The following is a 12479-nucleotide window of genomic DNA, read 5'->3' as shown; positions in this document are numbered from 1 at the left end:
AGGAATTTATTATGTTTCAAATTGTAGTAATCGAATCAAATACCGGAGTTAGAAAGTTAATTTCGGACTTCTTAATAAATTGCGGGCATGAAGTTCTAGTTGCCGAAAATGGTAAAGAAGGGCTTCGGAGATGTACAGAAACCGTCGACTTTGTTATTGTTGCTTTGTTTATGCCTGAAAAAGATGGACTAGAAGTAATTATGGATATTAAGTCTAAATGGCCCGGCATCCAAATAATTATCTTAGGTAACGTGCGGGGTCACGCTCCGGACATAAATCTCTTTAGAATGGCCAAAATGCTCGGAGCATCGTATGTTTTAAATCAGCCATTAAATCTGCCAAAATTATTGGGGGTATTAAGTCGTTTGCATATGCAGAAAAAAGCAGGCCGAAAACTTTTATAGGTGTGCTGTCAATAGACTTTGCAAGCTTTTTGAATAAAAAACAGGTGACTCTTAGTAGTTATTTGAGCATGGATAACTAAGTCTACCCTGATTGCCATTTCTACGAGTAAACCTGATTCTTATACAATCATCCTTAACGTATGGGGACGGTTGGTGGTTTGTTCTCTGTTTATCGTTTTCGCAAATTCCGTCAGCTTGCCACCGTGTTTTGCTTGTTTTTTGCTATTCTGACCATAAGGAACAAGACCTGCTTTCTGTTTTAGGTTGTGACGACTTATAGAACAGCAAAGATTCGGTCTTATTCCTATATATTTTTGGTAAATTCTCAAAAGTCTTTATGAAAAAGCCGATATAACGATTTAGCTTTTTCATAAAGACTTTTCTTTTTCTTCAACCCCCGCCGATTATACCTTCCGAAAGCTTAGGGGTATTTAAGGAGAGAGAGCTTTCTTAGCTCTCCCGATTCCGGGCCTGATTGGACACTTTTTCCGTCAGTTTATGGACAGCATAAGCCGTCTTTTGCTGGACACCTTGGGTTAGCAGCAACAGAAGGGAAAAAGAACCGGTTAAAAATTAACAAGCTGAATATACTATTTAAGTTATAAATCAACGTTTAGTTGCTGCTGTTTTGCAACCTGCTTGAAATGAGCGATGGGATCAGGATATATCTTTTCAGATCTTCAAGGTGGCCAGATTACCTGTAAAATTGCACCTAAGCGGAAATTCGATTTAGATAGCAATACAGGAAACATTACAACCGCTAAAGCATCATTTTTGTTTATTGAAGGACAAAATATTTCAAACTTCGCCCCAAAAGGTTATCATGTAGTAAGAGAAATAATTATCCTATATCCGAAACCGGAACGCCAAATGCCGCTGGAATTTGTACCCAAGAGGGGCTGGCTTTGAAAATTTCATGACCTTTCAAGGTAAGCTGAATTTGCTGGTCTGTGACGAATGGGGCTATATTCCATTTGAAACCGAAGTTCTTCCAATCAGTTACTTTCAAACAAAATAGGCATAAACGGGAGGTATCTTCAACAATGAGTCTAGAGTTGGTTAAAGTCAGCGAACGGCAACTTTTAGAAAAGATTCGTCTTAGAGATCTAGAGGGTGCTGACGATTTATTGGAACTTTTTTGTTCAGAAATAAGTTCCAACGTTTGCAACACTGAAGCTGTGGTGATTAGAACTGTAGAATTAATAATGGGGATTTCGTCTGAAATTAAAGATATTTTGCCCTACTGTGGTGATGTTATTAGGGAAGACTTTAGATTTTTGCGTAAATTCCACGAATTTAACAATAAAATTGAATTTTGTAGTTGGATAAGGAGTGATATATTTAAAAATTATATTAAACTGATTGAGCCGATTTGCAAACATTCAAAAATAGTGAATTTTATTACTAATTACATTGAAAAGAATTATTCAAAGGAAATTAGTTTGGAAGAAATATCTAATGAAGTTAACTTTAACATGTATTACTTGAGTAAGGTTTTTAAAAAGACGACAGGTAAAAGTATAAAACAATATTTGATTGATTTTAGATTAGAAAAAGCTAAAATATTATTGGCTTCTAATATAACAATACCGGTAAAACAAGTGGCTTGGGAAGTGGGATATCCAGATGAAAAATATTTTGGAAGAATATTTAAGAATAAAATCGGAATGCCTCCGGCAGAGTACAGAAACCTCAAGTCCAGGGTTACTAGGTGTGAATATCCTATAGTGTAAATGGAATAATCATCCTAAAAGTAGTCGATAATATTATTGTAGCATAAATTGGGCAACGCTAAGGAGCACCCCAACGCTTGCTGCGGCTTATACGACGAACGGCGGTCTGTATTGCTCGCCGTTTTTTTAGTGTTTTAATATCGACATATAGGATATCAAGAGATGATGAGTATATTTTATAAAAAGCCGAGGAAATCGGTCATAATATACTAATATCGGATAGCATGACTATACTTGTCAAAATTTAGACAAGTATGCTGTTTTGATAACAGTGGCGAAAGTGATAAAATAAAAGCATGTTTTCTGAAATTCAAAATGAATAAGAGGCGTAAATAAGATGTCCAGTCTAACCCGAAGCCTGTTTTTAATCACGATGGGCCTCCCGTTACTAGGGGGCCTGTTTTCTTTTGCATGTCAAAAAAAGCCTAAATTAAGCATTATTCTGGGATTCACCTGCTCCAATATTGCCGCCCTAAGCGGATTGGCTCTTGGCATAATGGTGTTATCAACCGGGACACCGGCGCATTTTATGCTGCCCTGGTCATTGTTAAGTGTAGGGCTGGGATTTACGATTGGTCCCCTGGCGGCTTTCTTTATTACTGTGATATCTGTAATTTGTCTCTCAGTATCTGTCTTTTCTTATGGCTATGTTACCGAATATATTGGAAAACATAATATCGGTTTTTTGGGATTATTATATAATCTGTTTATATTTTCCATGATTGCCCTGGTGGCCAGTGACAATGCCTTGATGTTCGTGTTTTTCTGGGAGTTAATGTCACTTTCATCTTATTTTCTGGTGGTTTATGATCACTGTAATTTAAGTGTAAGAAAAGCCGGGTTCATTTATTTAGTGATGACCCATATTGGCACATTGTTTATTATTGCGGCCTTTATGCTGCTATATAAGGAGGCCGGCAGTTTCAGCTTTTTACAGTACGCTGAAGCAGGCCGTGCTCTTCCGCTGCGGCTTAAAACAATAATATTTCTCCTGGTAACCCTTGGTTTCGGCACCAAAGCCGGGATAGTGCCACTGCATATATGGCTGCCCAGAGCTCACCCGGCTGCGCCAAGCAATGTGTCGGCAATCATGTCAGGGGTAATGATAAAAACAGCAATTTACGGTTTTGTAAAGGTAGTCATTGAGATACTGGGCGGCGGTTCTGTTTGGTGGGGGGTGCTTATCCTGGTCATAGGCAGTATCTCCGCATTGTTAGGCGTAATGTATGCTCTGATGGAACACGATATTAAACGTTTACTTGCTTATCACAGTGTTGAAAACATTGGCATTATATTAATCGGCCTTGGAGCATCCCTTGTTTTTATTGGCAATGGTGATAATAAAATGGCCATGGTAGGTTTGACGGCCGCATTATTTCACGTATTTAATCATGCCATATTTAAAGGGCTGCTTTTTCTTGGCGCCGGTTCGATTCATTTTGCAACAGGCACCAGAGATATAGAAAAACTGGGAGGTCTCTTGAAGAGGATGCCCTGGACAGGTTTCTTCTTTTTGATTGGCTCCATATCCATATCAGCGATACCCCCGTTTAACGGTTTTGTCAGTGAATGGCTTACATTTCAATCACTGTTAATGCTAGGTTCAGGAAGCCTGTCCCCCTCCTTGAATATTTTAGGACCGCTTTGCGGGGCCGCCCTTGCCTTAACGGGAGCATTAGCGGCGACGTGTTTTGTGAAAGCGTTTGGAATTCAGTTTTTGGCCCTGCCAAGGAGCGCTAATGCGGAAAACGCCAGGGAAGTTCCTGTCAGTATGAGGCTGGGGATGGGACTTTTGGCTCTGCTTTGTTTCGTTTTTGGGGTCGGCCCTATATTAATTATCAGCCTTTTAAGTCCTGTTACAAAATCCTTGCTGGGAGTCGAAACACTGCCTCTCATGGGCGGGTATCACTGGATTAATGTATTACCGGTACTGGAACCTCAAACCGGGATTTCTCCCCTGAGTTTGCTGATTGTTTTGGCTGCGGCGACCTTATTGATATTCTTAGTGTTCCGGGCCATCGGCAAGGGTGGTTCAGTAAGGGTAGACGAAACCTGGAACTGTGGCATGAATCTTTCTTCCAAAATGGAATATAGTGCAACTTCTTTTTCCAAACCTATTCGGATTATCTTCCGCAAAATATTTCAGCCGAGGCGTGAAATTCAGAAAGAATACAGTCAGGAGCCGTATTTCACCAGCGCTATAAAATATAAGGCGTCAATTAAACCTGTGTTTGAAGACACCATTTATAGTCCGGTAACCCGAACTCTAATAAAGGTTTCGGATAAAATCAGGGTATTGCAATCAGGGAGTATCCATTTATATTTGGCGTATATTTTTGTGACGCTGGTAACCTTACTTATTTTTGCCAGATAGGGGGAAATCCAATGACAGAGGCTTTGGCCGCGAGTCTGCTTCAGGTGATCATAATTGTCCTGGCAGCCCCGCTCGTTTCCGGAATAATTATGAAATTCAAGGCGTTTTTTCAGACTCGCAGGGGACCGGGTATTTTTCAGCCGTACCTTGATTTATACAAGTTCATGCAAAAGGAATCGGTGATATCGGAACATGCATCCTGGATTTTCAGGGTAACCCCTTACATATACTTTGGCGCACTGCTGGCAGCGGCTATGCTGATGCCAACAATATCTACATCAGGTTTGCTAAGTTATACGGGTGATGCTATTTTGGTAATTTATTTGTTCGCTCTGGGACGTTTTTTTCTTACCCTGGCCGGACTGGATGCCGGAAGCGCCTTTGGAGGCATGGCCAGCAGCCGGGAAATGGCTGTTTCGTCGGTTGCTGAACCGGCGCTGATGCTTTCTCTGTTTACCATGGCAATTAATGGAGGCACCACAAATCTTACCGGAATCATCTCCGGTGTTAACAATGCCGGACTTGCAGCTTTTACGCCGGCCCACATCCTGACTTTTGGGGCGATTTATATTGTAGCTTTGGCTGAAACGGGGCGTATTCCGGTCGATAATCCGGATACCCATCTTGAGCTGACCATGATCCATGAAGGAATGCTGCTGGAGTACTCCGGTAAGCCGCTGGCTATCCTGACCTTGGGAGCCTCTGTAAAACAACTGCTGATATTTACTCTTTTGGCGAACCTTTTTTTCCCGTGGGGCATTGCTGCCGGAACCGGTATTGGTGCGCTGGCAATTGCATTACTGGCCTATTTAGGCAAAGTGTTGTTAATTGGGTTAACAATTGCGGTCATAGAAACATCCTTTACTAAAATGAGGCTGTTTAAAGTTCCTGAGCTTCTCATGGGATCTTTCCTGCTGGCATTTTTAGGTCTTATTTCCAAGTTCCTGTTTGGGGGTAGCTGATGATGGCTGATGTTAATGTTTATCAAGTTGTAATGAATTTACTAATTACCTTTACCATAGCAACATCGTTTATGGTTGTTGGAGGGCGGAGGCTGGATACGGCTATCAAGGTTGCCGTCGCTCAGGCTGTTTTGTTGGCAGGGGTAACGGCAACACTGGGTTGGGCTACCGGTAATAAAGAGATTTACATAGCCGCTTTGTTGACAGTAGTTGTTAAGGCAGTAATCATTCCGTATATCTTACGTAAGGTGGTAGGCAGGGTGGTGGCCTGCAGGGAAGTAAAATCATACATAAATGTAAAAATGTCGTTTGTCATCTGTGCCGGTTTGATAATTATAGCGTATTCGGTTACAGGCAGAATCATGGGCCCAAATGCAGGTATTATTAGTGAAGCCCTGCCGGCGGCAATATCTTTGATTCTGATAGGATTATTTGTTATGATTACCCGCAAATTGGCTGTAATGCAGATAATGGGCTTGATTATAATGGAAAACGGTATTTTTTTAGCCGGAGTGGGGACCACCCATGGAATGCCTTTGGTTGTTGAACTGGGGATATTCCTGGATGTCCTGATTGGAGTTTTAATCATGGGAATCCTGGCTTTCAGGATAAACCGGAGCTTTGACACCATCGATACAGAAAATCTAAAAAATTTACGGGGATGATGATAGTGCCGCTAGTTTTACTGACTTTGCCTTTAATAACAGCAATAATGTGTATCTTTTTTACTAATAGAAAAATTATTGGAGTCATCAGTATAACCGGCGGAGTCCTGACTGCTGGGGCAGCTTTTGAGGTAGCCCGCAGTGTTTTTAGCAAAGGGGCAATTTTAGCTTATAGGCAGCTTATTTATATTGATGCTTTAGGGGCTTTCATTATCGGCATTGTAGCTATCGTAGGACTGGCTGCAAGCTTATATTCTCTTGGGTATACTTCTCGCGAAACAGATCATGGAGAAGTCCCTGAAAGCCGTTTGAGATGGTACTATTTCTGGTTTTATGAATTTATCTTTACAATGTTTCTCGTAGTGGTTGTGAATAATCTAGGTGTTATGTGGGTAGCTATTGAAGGGACAACTTTGGCTTCAGCGCTTCTGGTAGGATATTACGATAAAAAGAGTTCCCTGGAGGCGGCGTGGAAATACATTATAATTTGTACAGTCGGTATTGTATTTGCTCTGTTCGGGACAATTCTCTTATACTACGCCGCGATACCTGTACTCGGAGAAGGGAGCCGCGCTTTAAATTGGGAATCCCTGATCCTTATAGCAGACCAATTGAACCCCAAAATAGTCAAACTTGCCTTTATTTTTATTCTGGTCGGGTATGGGACCAAAGCAGGTCTGGCCCCCATGCATACCTGGCTGCCCGATGCCCATAGCCAGGCGCCTTCTCCCGTTAGTGCGGTACTGTCAGGGGTATTGTTAAACTGTGCTTTGTATGGAATAATCAGGTTCCATTTAATTGTTTCAGGTTCCTTGGGGCCGGATTTTTCGTCGAATTTAATGCTTATTTTTGGCCTGCTTTCCATCGCTGTGTCCTTGCCGTTTATTATTGTGCAGCATGATTTGAAACGGCTCCTGGCCTATTCCAGCATAGAGCATATAGGAATCATCACAGCGGCTATAGGGTTAGGAGGCAAAATCGGACTGTACGGGGCCTTCTTCCATATGTTTAACCATGCGTTAACAAAGACATCGCTGTTTTTTGTGGCCGGCAATGTAACCCAGAAATATAATTCAAAAAAGATAGGCAAAATCAAAGGTGTAATCAAGACAATGCCTATAACTGGGCCGGCAATGCTTCTTGGGGGTCTTGCTATTGCCGGGGCGCCGCCCTTTAGCATCTTCTTAAGTGAATTCAGTATTTTAAGCTCGGGTTTTGCTCAGGGAAGATACATGGTTACAGGGTTAATGTTAGTCCTCATTACTTTAGTATTTGCCGGAATTGTTTACGCTGTCAGCGGCATGGCCCTGGGGTCCCCGCCAGAGAGAATAGCGCCGGGAGAAATGGGCAAATGGTCAGCGGCAATGGTTCTGCTGCCACTGATTATAGTAACCGTAATGGGAATCTATGTACCTTCATTTTTCGATAACATCCTGGGACAGGTTGTCTCAGTAATGGCAGGGGGAATTTAATCATGGCAGCATTGGGCATCCCTCATTTTACCGGACCCAAACAATTTGTGACCTCCCTTATGGAATTACTTGGAGAGCAGATTATAACAAATGCCTCAATTCCTTATCCGGATGAAGTTCATCTTGAAATTCAGAAGACTTTTATCAGATCTACGGCGGTTAAATTAACCAATAATTTGGGGTTTTCACTAATTCAAATGACTGCCAATGATGAGAGAGAAATCAACGGTAATTTTATGTTGTATTATACTTTTGCCTGTGACCGTGATAAGTTTATTGCGGTAATCAGATCAGCTATAGCCGAAAATGACCCGGTATTTCCTTCGATTACAAAACATGTGCCGGCTGCACACTGGTATGAACGGGAAATACAGGATTTATTCGGGCTAAAGCCTAAGGATCACCCTGATGACCGCCGGCTGGCCCTGCATAAGGATTGGCCCCAAAATCTTTTCCCGATGCGGCGTGACTTTAAATTGGAGAGTGAGGTTCCAAGACAGGAGGGGCACTTTTTCTTTGATAAGGTAGAGGGCGAAGGGGTCATTGAGATCCCTGTGGGACCTATCCATGCCGGCATAATTGAACCAGGTCACTTTAGGTTCAGCGCCGTCGGTGAAAACGTTATTAACCTGGAAGCCAGGCTTTTCTATACCCACAGGGGGGTTGAAAAGCTATCCGAAGGAACCACCCCGGACAAGGGGCTTTTAATTGCCGAACGGATTTGCGGCGCGTGCTCTCTGTCCCACTCCACAGCCTTTTGTATGGCTGTTGAAAAGCTGACACAGACGAAAGTACCGCACAGAGCCAATTTTATCAGAACCATTGGTTTGGAACTAGAGCGGCTCTATAATCATATCGGAGATATCGGAAATATTTGTGCCGGGGTTGGATTCGCCTTTGGCACCATGCACGGCGCCAGGCTCAAGGAAGAAATCATGAGGCTGAATGAGAAGGTTTTTGGCAGCAGGTTCCTGCGGGGTGTAAACATACCTGGGGGAGTTCGGCGGGATATTAACGAAAATCACTGTGGGGTCATACTTAATACATTAGAGGCTGTTGAAAAGGATTTTATCGAACTGACAGATATATTGCTGAGTACGCAGTCTTATCTTGACCGTGTTGAAGGAACGGGTATTCTTCGCTTGCAGACTGCTGTTGATTTGCATGCTGTCGGACCTGCTGCCAGGTCAGTGGGAGCAGACCGGGATGTCAGAAGGGATCACCCTTATGCTGCTTATGACAGAGTATCGTTTAGAGTCCCGGTATATAAACAGGGGGATGTGTTAGCCAGGTTTAAAATCAGGATCGATGAAACCGCTGCCTCGATGGGAATTATCAGGCAGGCTCTGGAATCTATGCCGGCGGGCGTCATCAGAGAATCATTAGGGGAGATGAGCCCCTTCTGCTGTGCCGTCGGAATCACCGAATCTGCCCGGGGCGAAAATGTCCATTTTGTAATGTCGGGCGAGGACGGCACTATATTCAGGCATATGGTCAGGTCGGCATCATACTGCAACTGGGCAGTTCTACCCACTACAGTGCCGGGAAATATTGTACCTGATTTCCCGCTGATTAATAAAAGTTTCGAGCTGTGTTATTCGTGTTTTGACAGGTAGGGGGGAAATACATGCTAAGGATTTTTCGAAAAAGTTTTCAGACCGGGGTGATCACCACCGGATACCCTGAAGAAAAGGATTTTGCTCCACAGGGCTTTAGAGGGCTTCCGGAATGGCAGGAGAACAGCTGTCTTAAATGTGGTAAATGTGCTGAAAAGTGCCCAACCGGAGCTATTAAGCTAAATGACACCGGCGAAACTAAGCTAAACGACTTGGCAGGTTACTGGTCAATTGATCCTAAAAAATGTATTTTCTGTGGCTACTGCCAGGATGCCTGTGCCGGTGGCGCTGTCTCCTTAGGAACAACCTATGAACTGACAGAAAAAGTATGCAGGGAAAAAATCAGCAAAATATTTGGCGGCTCTGTACATATCCGCCACCTTGATTCAGGTTCATGCAACGCCTGTGATTGGGAAATGGGGGCTTTGACCGGACCTGTTTACGATATCCAGCGCCTTGGTTTCAATTTCGCGGCCTCACCCAGGCATGCCGATATTTTAATGGTTACCGGTGTGGTCACCAGAAATCTTGAAATTGCTGTGCGGAAAACCTTTAAGGCAGCGCCTGCCCCTAAGTTGGTGGTGGCTGTAGGTACGTGTGCCTGCAGCGGGGGGATTTGCGGCAAGAGTTACGCCAGTTCAGGCGGAGTGAATAATATTTTGCCGGTAGACGTTTATATTCCCGGCTGCCCGCCCAGGCCTCAGGCGCTGATACATGGGCTGATGAGCGCCGTAGACCGTTTGTAGAGTGAAGGTGGAAGATAATATATAATTTTGTGTCGAAGATGCAGGTAATTGGAATGGTATTCTGATGTCCTGAATTTTAAAGGGCACGGTAAATCTATGACAGGACTAGTGTATCAACATTTGCCAATGGGAGCCGTTCCATTGGGATATAATGAAATTCTCTCATTGCCGTCAATTAAAGTAGAGGAAGAATATATTAACGATTACGTTGGTTACAAAATTCACCCTAATCAGGAAATTAATATTTCGTCATTTTCACTTGATGAGTTAAATATTCTACAACGAGTTGCCAACTTTTTTAGAACCAAAAACACAGACGAGGTTGTGGCGTATATGCATAGTGAAGCAGCTTATATAAAGACAAGACCTAATGAGCTTATTCCTTATAGTTTGACAGAAGAAGTACGACCTTTGGATGACTAATTGTGCTGTTTTTGCACTTACAGCAGGCATTTGTCGTGATATTCAGAAAAAAATTAAAAAAAATACTTGCAATTCCAAAATATTCATGATACACTATCAATTGGTGTTAAGAAGTAGTGAAAAACTTGAACGAGCTTTGAGTCTCCTGTAATGGTTTGACAAAAAGTGTTTGGGTATCTGCTTTTTGATTCAAATTTATTTAGAAGGAGGCTATACAATATGCAAGGTAAAGTAAAATGGTTCAATGCAGAAAAAGGTTTTGGCTTTATTGAAAGTAATGAGGGTGGCGACATCTTTGTTCACTTCTCAGCGATTCAGAGCGAAGGTTTCAAGACTCTGAACGAAGGCCAGGATGTAGAATTTGATGTTGTCGAAGGCAACCGCGGCTTACAAGCAGCCAATGTAATCGGTCTGTAAGATTAAATCAAATTAAACAAAGAAGGGCATTTTCCTGGTTGAGGGGAAATGTCCTTGTTTTTTTGGCAGAATAAATAACTTTAAGTAAAATTGCAAATTATAGTAAGAAAAAGAAAGGGGTTTTAAATATTGCAAACATTTAACGAGCTTGGGTTAAGCCAACCGGTTGCCCGGGCTATAACAGATATGGGGTTTGAAGCAACAACTCCCATTCAGGAACAAACAATTATACCTGCACTAAGCGGCAGGGATATTATCGGTCAGGCTCAAACCGGGACCGGTAAAACAGCGGCCTTTGGGATTCCACTGGTGGAAAAGGCGGATACCGGAAATGACAAAATCGACGGATTAGTGGTTACACCAACCAGGGAACTGGCTATTCAGGTAGCTGAGGAAATAAACAAGATTGGTCAGCATAAGGGTGTTCGGGCGCTGCCTATTTACGGAGGGCAGGATATTACCCGCCAGATCAGGGCGCTGAAAAACCGGCCTCAGATAATTGTGGGGACACCGGGGCGTTTGATGGACCACATGAGAAGGAAAACTGTCAGACTGCAGCAGGTATCTGTAGTGGTCCTTGATGAAGCAGATGAGATGCTGAATATGGGGTTTATAGAGGATATTGAAACAATTCTTGAGGAAGTCCCCACAGAGCGGCAGACCTTGCTTTTTTCGGCCACAATGCCCAAGGCCATCCAAAATTTGGCGCGGCGGTTTATGATTGACCCGAAATCTGTCAGTGTGGGGACTAAAGAGGTTACGGTCCCAAATACAGAGCAGACTTACATTGAGGTACAGGAAAAGCAGAAGTTCGATGTGCTCTGCCGTTTACTTGATATTCAGTCACCCGACCGGGCCATTATATTTGGCCGGACTAAAAAGAGGGTGGATGAGATTGCTGAAGGGCTCAACAAACGGGGATACTCTGCTGAAGGGATACATGGGGATCTTACCCAGAGCAAGCGGGACAGTGTCATTCGTAATTTCAAGAAAAGTGTTACCGAAATATTGGTGGCTACTGATGTCGCTGCCCGCGGTCTGGACATCACTGATGTTACCCATGTTTATAATTTCGATATTCCTCAGGACCCGGAGGGTTATGTCCACCGGATTGGACGAACAGGGCGGGCAGGTAAAAGCGGAATGGCTGTAACCTTAGTTACTCCCAGAGAACTCAATCAGCTAAGGTTAATTGAGCAAATCACCAAGCGAAAAATTATGCGGAAACCAATCCCGACCGTGAATGAAGCCATAGAGAGCCAACAGCAGTTAGCAGTTAATAAGCTGATGCAAACACTTGATGAGGGTGGTACTCACCAATATAAGGAAATGGCGGAAAGTCTGCTTGAGACCAATGATTCGGTTTCTTTATTATCAGCGGCGCTGAAACTTTTGGCTAAAGAAACCGACACCACACCGGTAACCTTGACCGAACCGGTTGCGATGCGGCAAAAGAAGCAGTCCTACGATAAGCGCAGTCGTACAGCTCCTCAGGGCAGAGGTGAAAGAAATAAAAGCTTCAGGTCTAATAATAAGAGGCCCAAAAGATCTAAGAAGATTTCATAGGTAAATGCAGTTAAGGCAGCGGTTTGCGAGAATCGCTGCTTTTATTGCTTCGGTTTAAAATTCTGCGGTGATAATATCCATAACAATATCCATAATAATAT

General features: G+C 43.1%; 11 protein-coding genes. All 11 read left to right on the top strand.

What is annotated here, in order from left to right:
• The first annotated feature begins 11 nt into the window (after positions 1 to 11).
• The 11 genes from Ga0451573_RS07155 (at position 12) to cshA (ending at position 12378) form a co-directional block, all read left to right on the top strand.
• Positions 12 to 404, top strand: coding sequence for a response regulator transcription factor (locus tag Ga0451573_RS07155; protein WP_231683203.1), 393 nt, complete (start codon positions 12 to 14; stop codon positions 402 to 404).
• Positions 405 to 1447: 1043 nt separating this feature from the next.
• Positions 1448 to 2137, top strand: a complete 690-nt coding sequence (locus Ga0451573_RS07150) for a helix-turn-helix domain-containing protein (protein WP_231683202.1) — start codon at positions 1448 to 1450, stop codon at positions 2135 to 2137.
• Between the two features lie 337 nt (positions 2138 to 2474).
• Complete coding sequence (hyfB, locus tag Ga0451573_RS07145) at positions 2475 to 4511, top strand: hydrogenase 4 subunit B (protein WP_231683201.1); 2037 nt, start codon at positions 2475 to 2477, stop codon at positions 4509 to 4511.
• A gap of 11 nt (positions 4512 to 4522) precedes the next feature.
• The gene (locus tag Ga0451573_RS07140) at positions 4523 to 5473 is read left to right on the top strand and encodes a respiratory chain complex I subunit 1 family protein (RefSeq protein ID WP_231683200.1); all 951 of its coding nucleotides are present in this window, start codon (positions 4523 to 4525) and stop codon (positions 5471 to 5473) included.
• The gene (locus Ga0451573_RS07135; protein WP_231683199.1) at positions 5473 to 6138 is read left to right on the top strand and encodes an NADH-quinone oxidoreductase subunit K; all 666 of its coding nucleotides are present in this window, start codon (positions 5473 to 5475) and stop codon (positions 6136 to 6138) included. The genes Ga0451573_RS07140 and Ga0451573_RS07135 overlap by 1 nt, the downstream gene beginning before the upstream one ends.
• A gap of 5 nt (positions 6139 to 6143) precedes the next feature.
• The gene (locus Ga0451573_RS07130; protein ID WP_231683198.1) at positions 6144 to 7610 is read left to right on the top strand and encodes a hydrogenase 4 subunit F; all 1467 of its coding nucleotides are present in this window, start codon (positions 6144 to 6146) and stop codon (positions 7608 to 7610) included.
• Between the two features lie 2 nt (positions 7611 to 7612).
• The gene (locus Ga0451573_RS07125; RefSeq protein WP_231683197.1) at positions 7613 to 9226 is read left to right on the top strand and encodes a hydrogenase large subunit; all 1614 of its coding nucleotides are present in this window, start codon (positions 7613 to 7615) and stop codon (positions 9224 to 9226) included.
• Between the two features lie 11 nt (positions 9227 to 9237).
• A complete protein-coding gene (locus Ga0451573_RS07120) occupies positions 9238 to 9972 on the top strand; it encodes an NADH-quinone oxidoreductase subunit B family protein (RefSeq protein WP_231683196.1) in 735 nt (244 codons plus the stop codon).
• Between the two features lie 48 nt (positions 9973 to 10020).
• Positions 10021 to 10395 carry a Panacea domain-containing protein gene (locus Ga0451573_RS07115; RefSeq protein ID WP_231683195.1) on the top strand — a complete coding sequence of 125 codons (375 nt, stop codon included), beginning with the start codon at positions 10021 to 10023 and terminating at the stop codon, positions 10393 to 10395.
• Between the two features lie 219 nt (positions 10396 to 10614).
• The gene (locus Ga0451573_RS07110; protein WP_231683194.1) at positions 10615 to 10812 is read left to right on the top strand and encodes a cold-shock protein; all 198 of its coding nucleotides are present in this window, start codon (positions 10615 to 10617) and stop codon (positions 10810 to 10812) included.
• Positions 10813 to 10941: 129 nt separating this feature from the next.
• Complete coding sequence (cshA, locus tag Ga0451573_RS07105) at positions 10942 to 12378, top strand: degradosome RNA helicase CshA (RefSeq protein WP_269438146.1); 1437 nt, start codon at positions 10942 to 10944, stop codon at positions 12376 to 12378.
• Positions 12379 to 12479: the final 101 nt, after the last annotated feature.

Origin of the sequence: Phosphitispora fastidiosa, from assembly GCF_019008365.1 — a bacterium.
Classification (GTDB): domain Bacteria; phylum Bacillota; class Thermincolia; order Thermincolales; family UBA2595; genus Phosphitispora; species Phosphitispora fastidiosa.
This window is presented reverse-complemented; position numbering and strand designations above follow the sequence as displayed.

Excerpts from the sequence above, each read along its gene's own strand:
- Ga0451573_RS07155 (WP_231683203.1), top strand. The coding sequence starts at position 12 with ATGTTTCAAATTGTAGTAATCGAATCAAATACCGGAGTTAGAAAGTTA.
- Ga0451573_RS07150 (WP_231683202.1), top strand. The coding sequence starts at position 1,448 with ATGAGTCTAGAGTTGGTTAAAGTCAGCGAACGGCAACTTTTAGAAAAG.
- hyfB (WP_231683201.1), top strand. The coding sequence starts at position 2,475 with ATGTCCAGTCTAACCCGAAGCCTGTTTTTAATCACGATGGGCCTCCCG.
- Ga0451573_RS07140 (WP_231683200.1), top strand. The coding sequence starts at position 4,523 with ATGACAGAGGCTTTGGCCGCGAGTCTGCTTCAGGTGATCATAATTGTC.
- Ga0451573_RS07135 (WP_231683199.1), top strand. The coding sequence starts at position 5,473 with ATGATGGCTGATGTTAATGTTTATCAAGTTGTAATGAATTTACTAATT.
- Ga0451573_RS07125 (WP_231683197.1), top strand. The coding sequence starts at position 7,613 with ATGGCAGCATTGGGCATCCCTCATTTTACCGGACCCAAACAATTTGTG.
- Ga0451573_RS07120 (WP_231683196.1), top strand. The coding sequence starts at position 9,238 with ATGCTAAGGATTTTTCGAAAAAGTTTTCAGACCGGGGTGATCACCACC.
- Ga0451573_RS07110 (WP_231683194.1), top strand. The coding sequence starts at position 10,615 with ATGCAAGGTAAAGTAAAATGGTTCAATGCAGAAAAAGGTTTTGGCTTT.